The 20,568-nt window shown below is 41.8% G+C and carries 13 protein-coding genes and 1 tRNA gene; 9 read left to right on the top strand and 5 right to left on the bottom strand.

From position 1 onward, the window contains the following. Positions 1–5 precede the first annotated feature (5 nt). The 3 genes from HMPREF2983_RS01505 to HMPREF2983_RS01515 all read right to left on the bottom strand — a co-directional run bounded on the left by HMPREF2983_RS01505 (position 6) and on the right by HMPREF2983_RS01515 (position 4,221). Positions 6–986, bottom strand: coding sequence for a KpsF/GutQ family sugar-phosphate isomerase (locus HMPREF2983_RS01505; protein ID WP_018919250.1), 981 nt, complete (start codon positions 984–986; stop codon positions 6–8). A 4-nt stretch (positions 987–990) separates the two neighbouring features. Then, a complete protein-coding gene (gene kdsA, locus HMPREF2983_RS01510; protein ID WP_004376690.1) occupies positions 991–1,743 on the bottom strand; it encodes a 3-deoxy-8-phosphooctulonate synthase in 753 nt (250 codons plus the stop codon). 99 nt (positions 1,744–1,842) lie between these two features. Then, the gene (locus tag HMPREF2983_RS01515; RefSeq protein WP_070665978.1) at positions 1,843–4,221 is read right to left on the bottom strand and encodes a mechanosensitive ion channel family protein; all 2,379 of its coding nucleotides are present in this window, start codon (positions 4,219–4,221) and stop codon (positions 1,843–1,845) included. A gap of 149 nt (positions 4,222–4,370) precedes the next feature. Between HMPREF2983_RS01515 and HMPREF2983_RS01520 the strand changes: the two genes are divergently transcribed. The 7 genes from HMPREF2983_RS01520 to HMPREF2983_RS01550 all read left to right on the top strand — a co-directional run bounded on the left by HMPREF2983_RS01520 (position 4,371) and on the right by HMPREF2983_RS01550 (position 14,876). Beyond that, the gene (locus HMPREF2983_RS01520; protein ID WP_070665980.1) at positions 4,371–5,222 is read left to right on the top strand and encodes an ATPase; all 852 of its coding nucleotides are present in this window, start codon (positions 4,371–4,373) and stop codon (positions 5,220–5,222) included. 650 nt (positions 5,223–5,872) lie between these two features. Next, positions 5,873–6,418: an RNA polymerase sigma-70 factor gene (locus tag HMPREF2983_RS01525; protein ID WP_004372537.1), complete on the top strand. Its 546-nt coding sequence runs from the start codon at positions 5,873–5,875 to the stop codon at positions 6,416–6,418. A 48-nt stretch (positions 6,419–6,466) separates the two neighbouring features. Continuing rightward, positions 6,467–7,444 (top strand): FecR family protein, encoded by a 978-nt coding sequence (locus HMPREF2983_RS01530; protein WP_070665983.1) that lies wholly within the window; start codon positions 6,467–6,469, stop codon positions 7,442–7,444. A gap of 163 nt (positions 7,445–7,607) precedes the next feature. Then, positions 7,608–10,958, top strand: coding sequence for a SusC/RagA family TonB-linked outer membrane protein (locus HMPREF2983_RS01535; protein ID WP_070665987.1), 3,351 nt, complete (start codon positions 7,608–7,610; stop codon positions 10,956–10,958). A 15-nt stretch (positions 10,959–10,973) separates the two neighbouring features. Beyond that, positions 10,974–12,617, top strand: coding sequence for a SusD/RagB family nutrient-binding outer membrane lipoprotein (locus HMPREF2983_RS01540; RefSeq protein ID WP_070665990.1), 1,644 nt, complete (start codon positions 10,974–10,976; stop codon positions 12,615–12,617). Then, positions 12,607–13,656: a glycoside hydrolase family 18 gene (locus HMPREF2983_RS01545; protein ID WP_070665992.1), complete on the top strand. Its 1,050-nt coding sequence runs from the start codon at positions 12,607–12,609 to the stop codon at positions 13,654–13,656. The genes HMPREF2983_RS01540 and HMPREF2983_RS01545 overlap by 11 nt, the downstream gene beginning before the upstream one ends. Before the next feature lie 29 nt (positions 13,657–13,685). Next, the gene (locus HMPREF2983_RS01550; RefSeq protein WP_070665996.1) at positions 13,686–14,876 is read left to right on the top strand and encodes a DUF1735 and LamG domain-containing protein; all 1,191 of its coding nucleotides are present in this window, start codon (positions 13,686–13,688) and stop codon (positions 14,874–14,876) included. A 441-nt stretch (positions 14,877–15,317) separates the two neighbouring features. Here HMPREF2983_RS01550 and HMPREF2983_RS01555 read toward each other — a convergent pair whose 3' ends face one another. Next, a complete protein-coding gene (locus tag HMPREF2983_RS01555) occupies positions 15,318–16,106 on the bottom strand; it encodes an ADP-ribosylglycohydrolase family protein (RefSeq protein WP_070665999.1) in 789 nt (262 codons plus the stop codon). A 54-nt stretch (positions 16,107–16,160) separates the two neighbouring features. Next, a tRNA-Arg gene (locus tag HMPREF2983_RS01560) sits at positions 16,161–16,232 on the bottom strand. A gap of 473 nt (positions 16,233–16,705) precedes the next feature. Here HMPREF2983_RS01560 and gyrA point away from each other — a divergent pair. Beyond that, complete coding sequence (gyrA, locus tag HMPREF2983_RS01565; RefSeq protein WP_070666002.1) at positions 16,706–19,309, top strand: DNA gyrase subunit A; 2,604 nt, start codon at positions 16,706–16,708, stop codon at positions 19,307–19,309. A 25-nt stretch (positions 19,310–19,334) separates the two neighbouring features. Continuing rightward, positions 19,335–20,558, top strand: coding sequence for a tetratricopeptide repeat protein (locus HMPREF2983_RS01570; protein WP_070666005.1), 1,224 nt, complete (start codon positions 19,335–19,337; stop codon positions 20,556–20,558). Positions 20,559–20,568: the final 10 nt, after the last annotated feature.

A 20,568-nucleotide genomic window follows, 5' to 3' on the forward strand; every position in this document is an offset into this window, starting at 1 on the left:
TTAATTTACACCATACAAGCGTAGTGATCGACAACACCCAGCAGATGTTTCTCTTCATCAACGACCAGCACCGTATGTATTTTATGGTTGTGCATGATGCGTTGTATCTCCGTAATCTTGGTTGTAGGCAACACCAGTTTTGGTGTTTTCGTCATGATATCGCTTACCGTGTGGTCAAAGAATTCAGCTTGCCAGCGTTCCATAGCTCGTCGGATATCGCCATCTGTGATTAATCCTATGACCTTGTTGTCTGCTCCAAGCGACACTCCGAGGCCTAACTGACCCTTGCTGACGCATATGATAGCTTCACCTAAATGCATTTCTTGCGGAATGACAGGCAAGTCGTTGGTGCGCATAACATCAGCAGCTGTGGTCAACAGTCGCTTGCCCAACTCTCCTCCCGGATGAAATTGTGCAAAGTCTTGTGGGCGGAAATCACGCACTTGCATCAGTGCAATAGCCAATGCATCGCCCATGGCGAGTGCCGCGGTTGTGCTACTTGTGGGTGCAAGATTGAGCGGACAGGCTTCTTTCTTGACATAAACTTTTATGTGTGCATTGCTGTATTTAGCCAGCAAGGAATTGGGATTGCCGGTCATGGAGATGATGGGTATGTTCATGTGGAGCACCATCGGAATGAAACGAAGCAGTTCATCGGTCTGTCCGGAGTTGCTCAATGCCAACACAACATCATCTGAAGTCATTACACCTAAATCGCCATGATACACGTCTAAAGGGTTGATAAAAAAGGCCGGAGTACCTGTCGAAGCCAGCGTTGCAGCAATCTTTGCACCCACGTTTCCACTCTTTCCTACGCCTGTGACAATAATTTTTCCATGACAATGTGCCATCATCTCAACGGCTTTCGTGAAGTTGTCATCTAATTGGGGGATAAGTTCCAGAATGGCTTGTGCCTCTTCTTTCAGTGCTTGTGCACCCCATTCACATACGTTCTTTAGCCTGTTTTCAATGTCAATATTGTTCATTTGCCTACAATAATTGTCCTATTAATTGTTCCAGTTTGTCAAGTTCCAGCATGTTCGGGCCGTCACTAAGTCCTTTGTCAGGATTGGGATGAACCTCAAAGAAATATCCGGTTGCCCCGAAAGCTTTTGCTGCTAAAGCCATTGAAGGAACAAATCTTCGGTCACCGGAGGTCTTTCCATTGCCTGCACCGGGGCGTTGCACACTGTGTGTGCAGTCCATGATTACCGTCGGAACAATCTCTTTCATATCTGGAATATTGCGGAAATCAACTACTAAGTTGTTGTAACCAAAGCTGTTTCCACGTTCTGTAAGCCACACTTCTTTGGCTCCACTTTCCATAGCTTTCTCCACAGGATAACGCATGTCTGCACCGCTTAAGAACTGTGCTTTCTTGATATTTATTGTTTTTCCTGTCTTTGCTGCTGCAACTAATAAATCGGTCTGACGACACAGAAACGCCGGTATCTGAAGCACATCGCACACTTCTCCTGCTGCTTCTGCCTGACAGCTTTCATGAATGTCAGTTAGTATTTGCAGGCCATATTCGGCTTTTATGTCTGCAAGCATTTGCAAACCTTTATCCAATCCCGGGCCACGGAAAGAGTGGATTGACGTGCGGTTAGCCTTGTCGAACGATGCTTTGAAGATAATATTGATACCGTATTTACGGTTTATTCTTACTAATTCATGGGCAACAGTGTTCAGTAAAGTTGCCGATTCTATGACACAGGGACCTGCGATAAATATGGGTTGCATATCGTTTTCTTTTTAGCTTGTCCTGCAAAGGTACGTAAAAAGAGGATAAATAACAAACATTCCCCTTATATTTATAAAGGGAAGTTATACCTTTTCATACTATATGGCACCTCCATTTGCGGCCGTCTCCATCTGTTCGGGAGTTGCATGAATGATATGAATGTCGCGTTGTGGGAATGGGATTTCAATATTGTTGGCATTCAATGTGTCATAAACACATTCCATGATTCGGCCGTCGTCAATATATTGTGTCATGACAGAAACCCAAACAAGTATCTTCAAAGTAATGGCATTATCGCCGAATTCCTTCAGTACAATCTTTACTTCCCGCTTCTTAGCCGTAATCTTCAATGCTGTTATGGCATCGTAAAGAAGCTGCTTCACTTGTTTGATATCGCTGCCATAAGCCACGCCAACTTCCAAGATGTCAAGCTCATAACCATGATTTTTGGTCATGTTCTTATAGCTCTTGGTAAACAGCTGACTATTTTGAAATGCAATGATAGAACCGTCTGTGGCTTCAACAATTGTAGAAGTGTAATTGATAGAACTCACGCGCCCACGTGTGCCTTCAAAAACGATGTAATCGCCGATCTTCACACGTCCTGCCATGAGAGAAATGCCATAATAGATATTCTCCAGAATGTCTTTCATGGCAAATCCGACACCCGTGGAGAAGCCACCTGAAACGACAACAAGCCATGTGTTGTCGATATGGAACATGGCCAAGGATATAATCAACCACGTGCCCCACACAGCCACCTGCACAACGTTCTTGGCCATGATGTTACGGCTTGCAGCCGTACTGAGATCAGAGTTCTCGAAGTGAATCTTCAAGAATGCTTTTATTGTACGGTTGAGATAAGCGAAAATAAAGTATAGGGCAACGACCTCTGCTATCGACAGAATGTTTGCTGCAAACCATTTAGTGTTGATATATTTCTCCTTGTAAATGTCCCAAATCTTATCGCTCAGATTGAACACATCGGCTGCCCAATAGAGTGCAAGCAGGAAAGATGCAACGGAAAGTATAGGCAGAACCACTTGATATATGGCATAGAAGAACCATGTCTGCGTGATATCTTTTTTCTCGTATTCGCGTTTCTCAGCCAGTTTTTTCAGCCATCCGCGCAGACAGGTAATGGTCAGAACACAAGTCAGCTGCATGATCCACCATATCAACAGCTGCACACTGAGCAGTGTGTAGCCCATCCATGCGCAGACAAATGAGATGAGAAAGACCGTCAGGGAGATGTAAGTATAGGTGACATCACTTTTCGGAACATTCTTATTGTTATGTCTAATCGCTATCCACTGCCATATTGTGCAAACAAGAAGCACAGGACAGAGGGCGATATGTATCAAGCTGTTAGGAACGAGGACAATGCGGAATGCAATCACAATGAACCCCATTGCCATCAGTGGAAGATAGATGCGGAACCCGCTTTTAATCTGTTCGCCACTCAGACGCAGCAGTAACGAGATGAGAATTACCCCCAACAACCACGTGTAGCCCACAAGGAGTCCACAGGCCATGATAATGAAATTCTGACCGAAGAAAATCATGCGTATCACTCCTAAGAGCAGAGCTAAGGATACGACTGAGGTCGTCATGGTGATACAGGTGCGTCGACTGATAAAGGCTGGTGTGCGGAAACGCTTCGGAATTAAGAAGCGGATAACCAATAGGTTGATGAGTCCGGCAATGACAGCATAAAAGATAATGAGGATAAACAGACCGATGATATAACTTGCATCCCACTGTGATTCTGCATTGGAATCCTCAAAGTATTTTGTCGTGATGTCCTCTTTTGTCTCCTGATAGTTTGTACGAAACTTGGTAAGAATATTGAAATAGTTCTCACCGGCATTGTTGAATATGCCACTTTGAATATTCTTATAACGCTTGTTGGCATAGTCATTGAGTGCTTTCAGCTGTTGCTCAATTTCCTGATAATAATTGATGTAGTCTTTAAACTGATTGCTGTTGTCGTTGAGTGTGTGTCGAATGTTCACGGCAAAAGTCAGACAAACGCTTTTATCTGTTTGTGCTTTCTTGCTCAAGGTCGAGACATTCATGGTGCTCAAAGAGTTGATCAAATAGTCATAACGGGCAATTTCTGCCTTGTTCTTTTCAATGAGAAGCCGGAAAGGTTGCACGTTTTTCTTGAAATCATCATATTGTTCTGTGGCCTCATGGCAGGCATAGGCCATGTCAAACACATATTCAGGTTTCTGCGAATAAAGCATCAGTGCATTCTGATTACTTTGTCCCATGATGCTGAACAGCTTGTCTCTGATAGCCGCCTGTTGACTTTTCATATAACCCGACTGACGTTCGAGCTCCGCATGATAATTAGTGAGTTCGGTGCGCAAAATCGACAATGTACTCTCTAAGTCCTGTTCTTTTAGCACTGCATGTGCCTGGAAAAGCGTTAATAAGGTGAATAATATGAGTAGTATGGCCCTTTTGTTCATGACTTCTTATAACTTTTTTTGGTTTACAAAAATAATAAAAAGAATAGACTCAATGCGTCACTGTTGCCATAATTTTGAAATATTTATCATTTTCCTACGCCTGCTTTTGCTTTTTTATTCCTACTTTTGTGCGGTAAAAGAGATAGAGCATGAGATTGATAGCAGACAGTGGAAGCACGAAGACTGATTGGGTCTTGACAGATAAAGGACAGGTTGTCGGTTCTTGGAAAACGCAGGGTATCAACCCTTGTCATCAGCAACCGGAAGAAATCCGGCAGGTGCTTTGCACGGAGTTTTTTCCTTTATCAGACGGCAAGTCACTATCCGATATTCAGCTTTCTTTCTATGGAAGCGGTTGCACGGCAGACCTTATGCCAACTATGACGACTCTGTTGGCCGATAGTTTTCAGTTGCCAACCGACAGCATTGAGGTTGCCGGCGACCTGTTGGCAGCTGCCCGTGCGGTCTGTGGTCACGAGGAAGGCATCGCCTGCATACTTGGAACAGGGGCCAACAGCTGCCTTTACGACGGACAACACATTGTGCAGAATACGCCTCCTTTGGGCTATATTCTTGGTGATGAAGGCAGTGGAGCCGTACTTGGAGAACGTTTCTTGAATGGCATTTTCAAGGGGAGTCTGCCTGCAAGTCTGCGCGATTTATACTTAGAAGAAACAGGGCAGAGCTATGCAGATGTTATCCGTCGGGTTTATCGTGAGCCGCTTGCCAACCGTTATTTGGCTTCCGTGGCTTTGTTTGTCAGCCGTCATTTGGAGGAAGAATGCCTGAAGAAGTTGGTCAAGGACAATTTCTCTGATTTCATTTTACGTAACATTGAGCCTTACCACAGCCGCCTTCCCATCGGCTTTGTCGGCAGTGTTGCCTATGGATTTGCAGAACTTCTGACCGAGGTGTGCCATGACTTCGGCTATGAGGTCAATGGTATTGACAAGAGTCCTTTAGTGGGGTTGATGCAACGTTACTATGTAGATGAGTGTTGAATATTGGGGGGTTGCAGCTTGAAGTTGGCGATTTTCTGTTGCCGGACAATGGTATTTACCTCTATTTATTAATTCAGAATTAATCTTACAAAAGGCGCTTTATATCTCGCGTGTAGCCAATCAACCTTGTGGTTTGCTTCAAATTCGCGAGTTTTGCGGCTTGTTCCCTAAGTTGTTGTCAATGAGTTGGTTGCATGATTTAATAAACAAAATCGTGTAATTTCTTTTCTTTTGCAGCGTGTTTTCTGCATCAGTAAGTGCGTGTTTTGTGCTTTTACAGCCGCTTGTTTCTATTGTTTTGTCATGCCATCTGCCTCATTCTGTGCGCTGAAGTGGGTCATGTTATGTGGTTATTCAACTGAGATGGTGGGAAAATCTCCTTGATTTTGTCTGTAAATTCCATTTTTGCTGTTTTTCATTTTCTATTTGCCTACTTTCTGAGGTATGCTTTTTTGTGATATAAAATTTACATTTATGCTTTGTCTTCTTTATTGTTGCTCATTCTCTCTCTGTGAGAGCTATGTAGAGAGTTCCTGTAAGTCAGGCATCTGTTTTTGGTGATATTCTTATTCAGAAATGTCATATAAATTGAAAAAATAATTGTATTTTTGTGGCAATGAACAAAATAATGTGAATAAATCTATGCTGATATGACACTTAATGAATTCCGAATAGTCTTCAGGCTACAATATCCTGCCGTGGCACTCTATGCTGCCAAGATCCTGCATGATGATGATGTTGAAGACGTAGTGCAGGATGTTTTTGTTGAATTGTGGCGCAGACGAGAGCAGATTACCGAGGAAAAGCATATCCATGCCTTTCTTTTTCGTGCAGTTTATACACGCGCGTTGAATGTGCTTAAGCATCGAAGTGTCATCCATAAGTATTCAAAGGAATACTTGTGTATTGAGAAGAAGAGATTGGAATACTATAATCCGGCTCATAATACGACGGCAAAATATGTTGAAAACATGGAGCTGGGACGCCAGATAGAAGAGGCAATTGAGGAATTGCCAGACAAGAGAAGGCAGATTTTCATCATGGGTTATGTGCATGGTATCAGTAATAAAGAAATTGCAGAGATGATGAATATATCTGTTCGCACGGTTGAAGTTCAGATTTATAAAGCTCTTAAATACCTGCGTGTGCGACTTGGTTATCTGACCTCCTTTTTGTTATTCTTTTGTTTCAAGTAAGTCTTTTTGCGGTTTGAATTGTATTATATATAAAAGGTGTAAAACGTGATGAAAGAGATAAATGACAGAATTATAAAGAACTATATACTTGGTCGTTGTTCACAAAAAGAAATCGAACAGTTATATGAGTGGATAAATTCAAGTGAAGAGCATGCACTCTGGTTGTTCGATCAGGTTGATGCTTATAAGACCGGAAAGGCTTCACGCTTTACCGCTAAGCAGGTGCAGCAAAAGGTGGAGATGAATGTCTTTCGCAGAATTCATGAGGAGAGAAAGCGTCCTTTCTTCTGTCAAAAGCGCTTTCTTTATTATGCAGCTGCTGCCCTGTTGATATTCCTTTCTGTGACAGCTGTTTATTTTTCTCGCACAACTGTTGGGCTGATAGAGGTAAGAACGGTTGCAAAAGAGGTGAAACAAGTTGTTCTTCCAGATGGAAGTAAAGTGTGGTTGAATGAAAACACGACTTTGACTTACCCCAAGATATTTGGTGATGATCAGCGGAAAGTGGTCTTGAAAGGAGAAGGTTATTTTGTAGTTGCTAAAGATACTGTCCGCCCGTTTGTTGTGAAAAGCACTCATCTTACTACAAAAGTGCTTGGAACGGTATTTAATTTCAACACGGATGACAGGAAACGTCATACTGAAGAGGTGACTCTCATTGAGGGAAAAGTGAGGGTAGAGGGTAATCATGATGAAGGCAGCATAATCCTTCGACCGAAACAAAAAGTCGTATTCAATACATCTACGAACAGTATGGAAGTAGAGGAAACTCCTATTCCTTTGGAGACGGTTTGGCACAGTCATTTGATTCCTTTCCGTAATATTCATATTCATGAGATTGCAACAATCATAGAACAACTCTATCAAACGAAAGTGCAAATTCATCCTACTCTGAAAGATAATTCCACTTATTCGGGGGCAATCAGGCATACGGAGACAATAGATTCGATGTTGAGAGATCTTGCTTATTCTATTCCTTTCAGTTATAAAATAAAGAAAGGAAAGGTGGAACTCTACGCACGATGAGAGGTGGTTTGCTTCTATTGCATTCTGTTTTTCAGCTATATTTGAAGAAAAAGCTATAAAAGGATACGTAGTCTTATAACCTTAATTGTTGTCTATATGAATAATAACTAAGAACATTCTGCCCTTAGGGTGGGTTCAATGTCTAATTTTTACTAAATCTAACATGAAAAAAAAGAATGAAAGAATTCCTGTTTGTTGTAGGGTAATTCTGCTTACATGTTTCCTTTGCTTCTTCTTTCAAGGGGGATATGCACAGTTGAATTTAAGTTCGGGTCGTGCGAAATTGGAAGTTGTTTTAGAAAAGATAACCTCTCAGTCGAGCTATCGTTTCTTTTACAATGACGCATTGAAAGAGGTCATGGTCAATGCAGCCAATGTGAAAGATGTATCTATCAATACGCTGCTCGACAAGCTTTTCAGAGATACAGGATTGAGTTATCGTATCTCTGGTAATGTGATTTATCTTACTTATAATAAGGTGAAACAGGAAAAAGTGAAAGAGGAGCATCCACAGAAAGGGCCACGTACGATATCGGGAAAGGTCATTGATGAGCAAGGTGAGCCTCTTATTGGTGTCAGTATTCGTGATAAAGCTACGGGGAATGCCGTAATTACAGATATTAATGGATGCTATTCAATTGCCGGAGTCGGTGAGAAATCAGTTTTGGAATTCACGTATGTCGGCTATTCCAATCATACGGTTACGGCAAATAATCATAGCACCATTGATGTGAAAATGAGAGAGAAAGGCAGAAATCTGAATGAAGTGGTTGTCACAGCTTTAGGTATCAAGCGTTCGGATAAGGCTTTGAGCTATAATGTGCAGAAGTTGAAAGCCAGTCAATTGCTTGCAGTGAAAGAGGCGAGTGTTCCCAATGCGCTGTCTGGAAAGATTGCCGGTGTTACTGTTAGTCAAGGAGCTTCAGGCATAGGAGGCTCTACCAAGGTTGTGATGCGTGGTGATAAGTCTGTTAATCCAGATGGAAACAATAATGCCTTGTATGTACTTGATGGTATTCCTCTGCCCGATTTGTTCCCGAAACGTGCATCAAGCTCGAATGGACGATATGGTGGAGTTGATGAAGGTGATGGTATTTCGAGTATCAATATGGAAGATATTGCTGAGGTTACGGTATTGACCGGCCCTTCCGCTGCAGCATTATATGGAGGTCAGGCAGCCAATGGAGTTGTTATGCTGACTTCTAAACAGGGAGGCATGAAAGATGGAAAGCCTCGTATCTCCTTCTCTCATTATTCTGATTTCTATCATCCTTTTGTTTTGCCTGAATTACAAAACACATATGGTAGTCGTACAGGAGAGTTTGCCAGTTGGGGGCCTAAATTGAAAGATCCGGCAAAATATAATGTATCAGATTTCTTCAATACGGGAACGAGTTATTCTAATAGTTTAGGACTACAATTTGGTAATCAGAAGAACAAGAGTTATATTTCTTTGGCAGCTTATAACGCTCGTGGTATTATTCATAATAATAAAATGGATCGTTATAATGTCTCATATAACGGACAATATAATATTACAGACAAACTTACTTTGGGTGCAATGTTTATGTATGTAGACAAAAAGGCTCAGAATATGTTGTCACAAGGAGAATATTATAACCCTATAGTTCCTCTTTATCTATTTCCACGTGGTGATAATTTTAATAAGTATAAATCATATGAACGCTATAATCCCAATAGAGGATTTGCTACTCAGTTCTGGCCTTATGGCGATCAGAAGAGAAGCTTGCAAAACCCCTATTGGATTACCAATAGAAACTTTAATGTCAACCATGATGAACGGATTATTCTGGGAGGAAGCCTGAAATATACTTTCACTAAATGGTTGAATATTACTGCCCGTTTCAGAACAGACCGGAATACAAAAACAAATGAAATCAAAAACTATGCTTCTACTTTACCTTTGTTGACTTCGGGTTCAACTAAAGGCTCTTATCTTTTGGCAACAGACAAAAGTGTACAGGATTATGGTGATATCATTGCAAGTTTTCAAAAGAATGTTTCAGACTGGGGCTTTGTTGTGAATGCCGGTGGAAGTTTTAAGAATATGAGTTTCAACTATACGGCAAATTCCAATAAATTAGAATTCGGTGCACCTCTGGCTACAGTCCCCAATAAGTTTAGTCTTAACAACTTGACCCCCGAACCTCAATACCAGGAGGGAAAAGCGATGAAGTCTCAGGCTCTGTTTACCAGTGTTTCTGTGGATTGGCGTAGGAAGATCTTTTTGGATTTTACGGGACGTAATGAGTGGACTTCTCTTTTAGCAAACACCCAAAGTAAAAGTTTCTTTTATCCTTCTGTAGGACTCTCATTCATTATCACAGAATTCGTGAAAGTTCCTAAGAGTATTCTTACCTTCTCTAAGCTTCGTCTCTCATATGCTACTGTTGGTAATGTTCCTTTGTATTTAGCGGGTATCACAATACCATCTTATCCTATCAGTCCGGGTGGGGGAGTAAATATTAATCCTGATTTACCCATTAACAACTTAAAGTTTGAAAAAACAAAATCGTTTGAAATCGGTTTGAATTCCCGTTTCCTTAACAATAAGATTGGCTTTGACATTACTTATTATAATGCCAATACTTACGATCAACTCTTTAAATTCAGAGCACCCGAGAATAGTGGATATAGATATTTTTACGTGAATGCAGGAAAAGTAAACAATTATGGAATAGAGGCTTCTTTGGATGCAGATCTCTCCTTTGGTGAATTCAATTATTCTCCGATGCTTACTTTTACTTACAATAAGAACAAAATCGTTGAACTGGTACGTAATATCCCTAATCCACTTACAGGAAAGCTTATGAACATCAATCATTTTGATATGGGTGGTCTTTCTTCTTTCCGTAATTATATCAATGAGGGCGGTTCTATAGGAGACATTTATGTAAATTCGTTCATGAAAGATGGAAATGGTTATACTTATGTTAATCCTAATACACAACAGATGTTGACGGACAATGAGAATTTAATTCATGCAGGAAATACCAATCCTGATTTCTGTATGGGTTTTAATAATACATTAAAGTATAAACGCTTTACGCTTTCATTTCTTGTCGATGCTCGAATAGGAGGTAAGGTTGTTTCTTCAACACAGGCAATCCTTGATTCTTTTGGCGCATCTAAACAGAGTGCAAAAGCAAGAGATCGCGGGGGAGTAGATGTAAACGGAGTGTTAATGGATGCTGAAACCTATTATAAGCAGGTAGGAGGTGGCTCCGGCGTTCTTTCAAACTATGTTTATAGTGCCACGAATATTCGTTTAAGAGAAGCCTCTTTATCCTATAAATTTGATAAACCTCTGTTCTATAATATCATTAAGGATTTTACATTATCAATAACAGCACGTAACTTGTGGATGATTTATAACAAAGCTCCTTTCGATCCACAGCTGACATCTTCTGTTGGAACTTATTATCAAGGTATTGATTATTTCTTGATGCCAAGTCTCAGAAGCTTTGGATTTAATGTAAGATTTTCATTATAACCTTTTAAAAATTATATGATGAAAAGTTCAATTAAAAATAATTGTTTCAAGATGAAGGGCATTCTTTTGTTGCTTTCCCTCTTGTTGATTACTTCTTGTACAGATAGCTTCTTTGACACAAATACGGATCCCAATGCTGCTACACAAGAAGAATTAGGATATGATAATCTGGGACTTGGTTCGTTGATTACACAAATGCAGTATCAGATGTTTCCTTGTATTGTCAAGGATCAGAACGTGGATGTAAACAATTACCAAAAGATGTATAGCCTCGCGGGAGATATTTATTCAGGGCATCAAGGTGCTTCAAACATGTTTGAAAACAATGGACGTAACAACACTACTTACAACATGACCCCTGATTGGTGTAAGACTGCTTATACAGTGGCATACCAAAACTACATGAACCCTTGGTATAATCTGTTTAAGAAAAAAGATATAAGTCCAGCATCCTTTGCTGTCGGGCAGATATTGAAGGTCTATGGAATGCATCGAATAACAGATATGTATGGGCCTATCCCTTATAAGAATTTTGTACCAGCTTCTGATGTTCCCTTTACACCACAGGATGAAATTTATGATATTTTTTTCAATGAACTTGATGAAGCTACTGCTATTTTGAATGATTATATAAAAGCAAATCCCGGGGCAAAGCCATTGGCTGCCTATGATAAAGTATATGCTGGTGACTTTAACAAATGGATTAAGTTTGCTAATTCATTAAAGTTACGTCTTGCTATTCGTATTGTTTATGCCAATCCCGAAAAAGCGAAATCAAAGGGCGAAGAGGCTATCAAGGCTGGTGTTTTTACATCTAATGAAGATAATGCATTGATTCAAGTGGATGGGTCTTCTACTGTAAATCCGCTCTATATGATTAGTCATACCTATAATGATACACGATTGGGTGCTACGATGGAATCTTACTTGAAAGGTTATAAAGATCCCAGAATGAAACTGTGGTTCTTACCATCAGAAGTTTCCGGAGGAACCGATTGCAATGGTGTGAGAAATGGTATAGCTTTTGAGGGTAATGAATACAAGGTGTTTTCTTTATTGAATGTATCGGCAAGTACTCCCATTCAGCTGATGACTGCAGCTGAAATTTACTTCTTATGTGCCGAAGCTGCTCTTCGCAAATGGGATGTAGGAGGAAAGAGTGCTCAATCATTCTATGAGGATGGAATACGCACAGCGTTTGCACAACCTATTGGTGCCAATAATGCTAAAGCCGGTGATGCTACTGAGTATATTCAAGGAACATCAATGCCAGAACCCTATGTTGATGTGAAGAATGCAGAATATAGCTATGATGCTGCAGGACAGGTGTCTGTCAGTTGGGAAGACGCTGCTGATGATGAAGACGCTTTACTTGAAAAGATTATCACTCAAAAGTGGTTGGCTTTATATCCTGACGGACAAGAGGCATGGAGTGAGTTCCGTCGGACAGGCTGTCCGCAAGTAATTCCCAACAGTATCAATTATAGTGGAGGTCATATCAATACACAAAAACAAATTGCAAGACTTCCTTATCCCACCAACATCAAATCAGATTACCCCAAGCTGTATCCAGAAGCACTTCAACAGTTGAATGGAGCAGATAATGGAGGAACAAAACTCTGGTGGGATAAGAGAACGAATAAACCTTATGAATATTAATACAATAAAAGATACGGAGATGAAAAGAAATTGTTTTATAACAGCACTCTGCTTATTAATCACTGTTATAGTTGTTGGTTGCAGCAGTTGGACTGAGGCCGATCCTGTTTCATTGCCTCAAACCCAATTTCATTCCTTAACACCCCAGCAGGAAGCAGATTTGATAAAATATAAGAATTCAGACCATAAGATATTCTTTGCATGGATGAATTACAGTCCGGCAACGTCATCAATGCAAACGCGATTGAGAGGTATTCCCGATAGTCTTGACATTGTTTCCTTCTTTACGGGATACGTTAACAACGAACAGAACAGAAGCGACGTGAAATTTTTGCAGGAACATCGGGGGACAAAAGTGTTGCTTACGATGTGGCCTGAACACTATTTCAGTACTTCTGGTGAGGGAACGAACAATCTGGATTCAATGAAAGTGTATGCTAAGAACTTAGTTGATTCCATTTTTACTTGGGGATTGGATGGCTTCGACTTGGATTATGAACCTTGGTTTGGAGGAGATGCCTACACTACAGAGATGATGCGTACATTTATTGATGTAATGAGTAAGTACATGGGGCCTAAATGTGATAAAGAATATCAGGTCAATGGCAAACATAAATTATTAGTGGTAGACGGTCAATGGCTTGACAAAGATTATGCCGATCGCTTCGATTATTTTATCGGTCAGGCTTATAATGCCGGTAGTGAGTATTCCTTAAATTATAGATTGGAGGGTAAATCACAAGACTACGGCAAGGGTTTTCCTAATGAAAAGAGGATATTCTGTGAGTGGACCAGTCAGGTTGGTAACGCTTTTGGGCATGGTGGTGTGAGCTATCAATATAAGGATGAAGAAATTCCCAGCTTATGGGGAATGGCACATTTTGCTGTAGATAAAGGAACTGCTGGCTGTGGGGCATATGTTTTACAATTTGCTTATGCCGAAGGAAATCATTTGAATAAACCTGTTCCACCTAATAATTACTTCTATGCACGACAGGCAATTCAGATCATGAATCCTGCCGGAAGTGGAAAGAAATGAAGACTTATTAATATTTTACTTTGATAGAAATGAAAACCATATTTAATCCAATAATACTGTTAATGGTTCTGAGTATAGGAATATTCTCGGCCTGTAACGAAGATGTTTCTGTAGACTCCATTTATATAACAGCGGCAGAGAACACGCCGATAACGAACTTTTCAGCTAAAAAGACAGGTGATGCACTGGGTATTACGATTTCAAGTGCATTGATAGCTAAGTCTGATATAGAGGGAGAGTTGCTTGTTGAAAATGCTTTGGTGGCAAGCTATAACAGTGCTCATGGTGAAGATTACCAATCATTGCCTAATGGAGTTTGTGAGCTTTCCGACACTCATGTCAAGATTGTAAATGGTAATTATCGTTCAGAAGCGGTTAAGTTAGTCGTAAAAGACATTGAAGCTTTGAAAAAAGGAGTAAACTATCTTGTGCCCATTCGCTTGGTGAGCAACGCTAAGAGATATCCTGTCCTGCCGGGAAGTGATGTGCTTTACGTTGTTATCAACAGGACACTATTGATGAATGTGCCTAAGTTCAACGGTGAGAACTATTTCAAAGTGAATTTCAAGGACAATGATGTCAGCAAATTCCAAAACCTTGATGCGTTTACCATTGAGGCACGTGTGAGCATGTGGGAATTCCCGAAATACTATGGTGGAAACCTCATGGGCATCATCGGCTTCCCTGAAAGTGAGAATATAGAGAAAAGTGCTTGGCTCTTTGTTGATGGGACTCCAGACCGTGTGGGCGGAGCCGGTAATGTTCCGGTATTTATGTTCGGTGTTAAACAATGGAGTGTTTATGCCGGTAAGTTGGGCTTCACGTTGGCAAAGAACGAGTGGTATCATGTCGCAGGAGTATTCTCCAACAACAAACTGCTGCTCTATATTGATGGTATCTTGTTTGCAGAAGCCGAGTATAAAAAGAAAGTTTCATTCACTGAAAACTTCTATATTGGTGCTGCACCAGGCGTGCAAGACGGCTTCTTCCTGAAAGGTTCCGTCAGCGAAGCACGTCTTTGGACAAGGGCATTAACCGCAGCAGAACTACGCAACCCCTTGCATCGCTGCTTTGTTGAAGTAGACAGTAAAGGGTTGGAAGGTTATTGGAAGCTGGATGACATGTCGGATAATTGTAAAGACTATACGGGACATGGGCATACAGCTGTAAAAGGCGGAGAAGGCAAAATAGAATGGATAAAGGAAGTTCCTTGCCCATAAAGGATTTTATATCCTTATGATATCTGTTACAAAGAGTCGGGTGTTCTGTGCAAACGCCCGGCTCTTTATTTTTTACTAACACGTCATCTTTCGTTTCAAACGACAGGTTGTTCTCTTGTTTTTTCCTTCTTTCAAGTGGGCAGCTTGGCATTCAAAAGGGAATGTTTTGTGCTTCCTGCGCGGCGGGTTTCTTCTGTTCAGTTATGTAATCTGCCTTATCTTACGCTGCAATCTGACCCATTTTGCGTTGCAACTTGACTCACTTTACACCGCCATTTGCGTCATTTGACGTTGTCATCTGCGTCATTTCATGCGCTGAAATGCGTCATATTGCAATGTAATCAGACATAAAATGGTGTCACCTTTCAGTGTAATCTATGCCTCTACTCGCTTTGCATAGTAAAATATATTATCTAAATCGGCTCTTTGCAAAGATTGAAATCAGAGTTCACTTTGTATCTTGTCGTGGAACTGCGTGATGATATCAAGCATGTCGTCAGGCAGATACGAGTAGGCTTTTTCTATCATTTCTTCGGGAATTTCATAGTAGGCTTCGGCAATAGAACCACATATAGCAGCCTTCGTATCAGTGTCTCCACCGGCAGCAACTGCCTTGCGGATGGCGTCTTCAAAGTTCTGACTTTCAAGGAAACAACTGATGGCATAGGGCACGGTTTCATTGCATAGTCCGTCGAAATGCCCCTCACTGCCAATCTTATAGATATTGCGAAGCGGAGTCATGTGATAGCCGAAGTTGCGCCTGACCGCACTCTCTATCTCGTCTTTTGTGATACGACACGTGCGAAGCCAATAGATGAGCGTGCCCACACACTGTGCACCATTGATGCCATCGGGGTGGTTATGCGTCACGACTGCACTCTCTTTTGCCTCGTTCAACACCTCTTTATATTCGTCAAAAAGCCAGCCGACAGGACTCACGCGCATGGCCGAACCATTGCCACTGCTGCCATATGGTTGCGGATTGTCACTCTCAACCCACAATTCAAACTTGTCTCCATAGCCTCCCATTGGTGTCGGATAGCGTCGGCACCAGTCATGAAGCGCTGTGCCGTAAGGCTTGTGATTGAGTATCGCATCAGCAATAGCTACGGTGCAAATCGTGTCATCCGTGAAGTCACAATCAGGCGTAAAAAGTTCAAACTCGGGTTTTGTTTGCTTCGAAAACTCAAAGCGTGAGCCGATAATATCTCCTATAATTGCTCCAAGCATGGTGTTAAGGTTAGTCAGAAATAAAGAATGTTACAGGGTCATGGCCCTTTTCCGTGGTCTCACCGAGAATCGAACTCGGATCTAATCTTTAGGAGAGACTTGTTCTATCCATTGAACTATGAGACCCCACTTCGTGCTATTGTTTATGCAAAGATGTTGCCAACGAGTGCAGAGAAAGCTTGCTTTCAATTTGCCGAGTGCAGCTATATCTTATGCAAAGGTACAATAATTTGAAGAAAAACAAAGTGAAAAAGAAGAAAAACTATGCTTTTATTATCAATTCAGAGAACCTGACATAGTTTAGGAGCAGAGTCAACCAGCAAGTGCAAAAAGAATTGATATTCTGATAAAACAGTATCTTTTGGGGAAGAATGTTTAATACTTCTCTTGCTGATAGACTCTTCTTTGTTGGTAAATAAATCGTAAATTTGGCGATTTTAAGGCCTATGACGGCTTTTATATCAAAAAAAAGTAGTAAATTAGCACCCTTGAAAAAGACCAGAAAATCGCTTAGAACGAGAATAAACGGCCTTTAGGACGTTTTTTCTCTTCTTTGTAGTTTGTAGTTAATTGCAAAATAATAACAATCAATAGTATCAATGGACGAAAATCAGACAATTGACAATGACAGAATTTTGAAAATCAACATTGAGGAAGAAATGAAGTCTTCTTACATCGACTATTCTATGTCGGTGATTGTAGCTCGTGCGCTTCCGGATGTCAGAGACGGTTTCAAACCTGTTCATCGTCGTATTCTTTACGGTATGCTGGGTATCGGCAATACCAGTGACAAACCTTATAAGAAGTGTGCCCGCGTAGTAGGTGAGGTGCTCGGTAAGTATCACCCGCATGGTGACTCTTCGGTCTATGGTGCCCTTGTTCGCATGGGCCAGGACTGGAATATGCGCTATACGCTGGTCGACGGACAGGGTAACTTCGGCTCTATTGACGGTGACTCGCCTGCTGCCATGCGTTACACGGAGTGCCGACTCAGTAAGATGGGTGAGCACGTTATGGACGACTTGGAGAAGGATACCGTAGACATGGCCAACAACTTCGATGATACGCTCATTGAACCGAGTGTCATGCCGACGAAGATTCCTAATCTTCTGGTCAATGGTGGAAACGGTATCGCCGTGGGTATGGCTACCAATATACCGACTCACAACCTTAGAGAGGTGATTGATGGTTGCTGTGCTTACATTGATAATCCCGATATTGAGCTTGATGGATTGATGCAGTATATCAAGGCACCTGACTTCCCGACCGGTGCATATATATATGGTATACAGGGTGTTCGTCAGGCTTATGAGACCGGACGTGGCCGTATTGTGATGCGTGCCAAGGCCGAAATCGAAAGTGATGAAAGCCATGACAAGATTGTTGTGACCGAGATTCCTTATGGCGTTAATAAGCAGTTGCTGATTGAAAACATAGCCGATCTCGTGAAAGAGGGTAGGATTGACGGTATCAGCAATGCTAATGATGAGTCGGGTCGACAGGGAATGCGCATTGTGATTGATGTGAAACGCGATGCCAATGCCAATGTTATTCTGAACAAACTCTTCAAGATGACCGCTTTGCAGAGCTCATTCTCTGTGAACTGTATTGCCCTTGTAAAGGGTCGCCCACGCCTGTTGAGTCTGAAAGAATGCGTGAAGTATTTCGTGGAGCATCGTCATGATGTGACTATTCGTCGTACGAAATATGATTTGAAGAAGGCTCAGGAGCGTGCTCATATCCTTGAAGGACTGATTATAGCCTGCGATAATATCGATGAAGTTGTGCACATTATCCGTGCCAGCAAGACTCCGGCTGACGCACAGCGTAATCTGGAAGAGCGTTTCAATCTTGACGAATTGCAGAGCAAGGCCATTGTTGATATGCGCTTGAGTCAGTTGACAGGTCTGCGCATGGACCAGTTACATGCAGAGTATGAGGAGCTTGAACGCCAGATAGCTTACTTCCAACAGATACTTGATGACCCCGAATTGTGTAAGAAGGTGATGAAGGATGAACTGAATGAAGTAAAGGATAAATATGGCGACGAGCGTCGTACGGAAATCAAATATTCAAGCGAAGAATTCAATCCAGAGGACTTCTATCCAAATGATCCGGTAGTGATTACCGTGAGCCACATGGGATATATCAAGCGCACTCCGCTGAGTGAGTTCCACGAACAGGCTCGTGGTGGAGTGGGAGCAAAGGGTGCCCGTCATCGCGAACAGGACTTTACAGAGTTCATTTATCCTGCAACCATGCATCAGACGATGCTCTTCTTCACGAAGAAGGGACGCTGCTACTGGTTGAAGTGCTTTGAAATTCCTGAGGGAGACCGCAACAGTAAGGGTCGCGCTATACAGAATATGCTCAATATTGAAAGCGATGATGCCATCAATGCTATCCTTCGTTTGACAACATTGACCGATGAAATATTCAATAACAGCCATTATGTTATCTTCGCTACCAAGAACGGAACCGTGAAGAAAACAAGTCTTGAAGCTTATAGTCGTCCGCGTGCTAATGGTGTCATTGCTATTAATATAGCTGATGGAGACGAAGTTGTTGATGTTCGTTTGACTAATGGACGGAATGAACTGATCATGGCAAACCGCAATGGTCGTGCAGTGAGATTCAATGAAAATACCATTCGTACGATGGGCCGAACAGCAACTGGTGTACGTGGTATGCGCCTTGATGGTGGCGACGATGAGGTTGTAGGCATGGTGACAGTCAATGAAGCTGAGACCGAAACAGTAATGGTAGTGAGTGAGCAGGGCTATGGAAAGCGTAGCCAGGTTGAAGACTATCGTGTCACAAACCGTGGCGGTAAGGGTGTCAAGACACTGGCGATAACCGAGAAGACAGGTCGACTTGTCAGCATTAAGAACGTTACCGATGAAAACGACTTGATGATTATCAACAAGAGTGGCATTGTAATTCGCCTTGCTGTTGCTGATGTTCGCGTCATGGGACGCGCCACACAGGGAGTCCGTCTCATTAATCTGGCCAAGAAGAATGGTGTCATTGCCAGTGTCTGTAAAGTGATGAGTTCAGAACTTGAGGCCACGGTTGAAGAAGAAAGTCGTGCACAATGGGCCAACAAGTCAGAAGAAATCAAGAAAGATACCCAGGCCGAAGCAAGCGAAAGTGCGAAAGATGCACCGCTCGTTGACTTTGAAGACGACAACAAGGAAGAATAATAAACCTTTTAATAATGAATAGAATATGAAAAAATTAATGATTGCAGCTGTGATGTTGCTAACCACATCAGCAGCTTTTGCCGGTGACAGTGAGCCTTTGAAAGCCATACTCAAGGCAAAGACCTATGCTGAAGCACAGGAATTGGTGAAGGCTAATCTGAACCAACTTGCCAATGATGCAGAGAAGGCTAAGGCTTATAATAAGCTTGTAGACCTTTCTATGGAGAAGGTTTCTAAGGAGCAGGCTACGATTACTTCCAATCAGATGGCCAAGCAGTTTGGACAGGGAAAGGAAGCAGCTTATGATACCTTGGGTTTCAACAAAGCTGTCTATGATGCCATTAATGACGCCATGTTTTGCAACGAGTACGATCAGAAGCCAAACGAAAAGGGAAAGGTAAAGCCTAAGTTTGAGAGCAATAATGCCAATCGTCTTTATGGTTTACGTCCCAATCTGATTAATGCCGGTCAAGCTGCAGGCCAGCAGAACAATCAGGCTGAAGCCTTGAAGTTCTTCGGTATGTATGTGGAGAGTGCCGTTAATCCTCTGTTTAACAGCATTGATAAGAGTAAAAATCCCGATACTTACTTAGGTGAAGTGGCTCGTGTAGCCGGTGTTTACGCTTTCCAGGCAAAGAATATGGACCTCGCCAACAAGTATGTTGACGTGGCAATGAAGGATACTGCTGCTTATAAAGATGCTTTGAACCTGAAGCTTTACATTATGCAGCAGGGCTTGAAGACCAAGGAAGATTCTGTTCAGTATGTCAACAAGTTGAAAGATCTCTATGCAAAGGATACCAATAACGAGCAGATTTTCTCTAATTTGGTAACCATGTACGGTGGTCTGAAGATGACCGCTGAACAGGATAAAGTGTTGAGTGACAAGTTGGCTGCTGACCCAACGAATGCTCTGGCATGGGCACTTAAAGGGCAGATCTATATGAATTCCAACAAGCCTGAAGAGGCAGTAGACTGCTTCAAGAAGTCAGTTGCAAAGGATGGAAAGAATGTTATCGTTCTCACTTACCTTGGTTTCTGTCTCAATGCCCAGGCAGCTAAAGACGGAGTAAGCAAGGCTGACCAACAAAAACTCTACAAAGAGAGCGAAGGCTACCTTGAGCAGGCACGCAGCCTTGACCCTAACAGGGAAAAGGCTAACTGGAGTTATCCACTCTATGCCGTTTACTATAGCCTCTATGGTGCTGCAGACAGCCGTACCAAAGAGATGGAAGGTCTGAATAAATAATATTCTTTAA

It is taken from the genome of Prevotella sp. HMSC077E09, assembly GCF_001814685.1.
Lineage (GTDB): Bacteria > Bacteroidota > Bacteroidia > Bacteroidales > Bacteroidaceae > Prevotella > Prevotella oris.

Coding starts and splice junctions, on each gene's coding strand:
- HMPREF2983_RS01505 (WP_018919250.1), bottom strand. CDS start 986: ATGAACAATATTGACATTGAAAACAGGCTAAAGAACGTATGTGAATGG.
- kdsA (WP_004376690.1), bottom strand. CDS start 1,743: ATGCAACCCATATTTATCGCAGGTCCCTGTGTCATAGAATCGGCAACT.
- HMPREF2983_RS01515 (WP_070665978.1), bottom strand. CDS start 4,221: ATGAACAAAAGGGCCATACTACTCATATTATTCACCTTATTAACGCTT.
- HMPREF2983_RS01520 (WP_070665980.1), top strand. CDS start 4,371: ATGAGATTGATAGCAGACAGTGGAAGCACGAAGACTGATTGGGTCTTG.
- HMPREF2983_RS01525 (WP_004372537.1), top strand. CDS start 5,873: ATGACACTTAATGAATTCCGAATAGTCTTCAGGCTACAATATCCTGCC.
- HMPREF2983_RS01530 (WP_070665983.1), top strand. CDS start 6,467: ATGAAAGAGATAAATGACAGAATTATAAAGAACTATATACTTGGTCGT.
- HMPREF2983_RS01535 (WP_070665987.1), top strand. CDS start 7,608: ATGAAAAAAAAGAATGAAAGAATTCCTGTTTGTTGTAGGGTAATTCTG.
- HMPREF2983_RS01540 (WP_070665990.1), top strand. CDS start 10,974: ATGATGAAAAGTTCAATTAAAAATAATTGTTTCAAGATGAAGGGCATT.
- HMPREF2983_RS01545 (WP_070665992.1), top strand. CDS start 12,607: ATGAATATTAATACAATAAAAGATACGGAGATGAAAAGAAATTGTTTT.
- HMPREF2983_RS01550 (WP_070665996.1), top strand. CDS start 13,686: ATGAAAACCATATTTAATCCAATAATACTGTTAATGGTTCTGAGTATA.
- HMPREF2983_RS01555 (WP_070665999.1), bottom strand. CDS start 16,106: ATGCTTGGAGCAATTATAGGAGATATTATCGGCTCACGCTTTGAGTTT.
- gyrA (WP_070666002.1), top strand. CDS start 16,706: ATGGACGAAAATCAGACAATTGACAATGACAGAATTTTGAAAATCAAC.
- HMPREF2983_RS01570 (WP_070666005.1), top strand. CDS start 19,335: ATGAAAAAATTAATGATTGCAGCTGTGATGTTGCTAACCACATCAGCA.